The 883-nt window shown below is 70.9% G+C and carries 1 pseudogene; it reads left to right on the top strand.

Annotated elements, in window-relative coordinates:
• Positions 1–74: 74 nt before the first annotated feature.
• Positions 75–883: pseudogene (locus CCN29_RS33015) on the top strand (P-loop NTPase); the annotation flags it as partial.

The following is an 883-nucleotide window of genomic DNA, read 5'->3' on the forward strand; positions in this document are numbered from 1 at the left end:
GCCGCCGGGACGTGACGCAGACGACCGCTGACGTCCTTACCGGCGGGTGTACCCGGAGCCGTACCATCGTCCTTATGGCTACGGAAGACGCGGTGCGCGAAGCACTGGCGACGGTGAACGACCCCGAGATCAACCGGCCCATCACCGAGCTCGGGATGGTCAAATCGGTGGAGATCGGTGCGGACGGTGCGGTCGCGGTCACCGTGTACCTGACGGTCTCCGGCTGCCCCATGCGGGACACCATCACGCAGCGCGTGACGGACGCGGTCTCCCGCGTCGAGGGCGTGACCCGGGTCGACGTGACGCTGGACGTGATGAGCGACGAGCAGCGCAAGGAGCTGGCGAGCGCCCTGCGCGGCGGCCAGACCGAGCGCGAGGTGCCCTTCGCCAAGCCGGGCAGCCTCACCCGGGTGTACGCGGTGGCGTCCGGCAAGGGCGGCGTCGGCAAGTCCTCGGTGACGGTGAACCTGGCGGCGGCGATGGCGGCCGACGGTCTGAAGGTCGGNNCCGTCGGCGCACGGCGTGAAGGTGATCTCCATCGGCATGTTCACCCCGGGCAACGCGCCCGTGGTGTGGCGCGGCCCGATGCTGCACCGCGCGCTCCAGCAGTTCCTGGCGGACGTGTACTGGGGCGACCTGGACGTGCTGCTGCTCGACCTGCCGCCCGGCACCGGCGACATCGCGATCTCGGTCGCGCAGCTCGTGCCGAACGCGGAGATCCTGGTCGTCACGACCCCGCAGCAGGCCGCGGCCGAGGTGGCTGAGCGGGCGGGTTCCATCGCCGTGCAGACCCACCAGAAGATCGTCGGCGTGGTCGAGAACATGTCGGGGCTGCCGTGCCCGCACTGCGGCGAGATGGTCGACGTGTTCGGCACGGGCGGCG

This window comes from Streptomyces pseudogriseolus (assembly GCA_002154585.1).
In the GTDB taxonomy this organism is placed as follows: domain Bacteria; phylum Actinomycetota; class Actinomycetes; order Streptomycetales; family Streptomycetaceae; genus Streptomyces; species Streptomyces pseudogriseolus.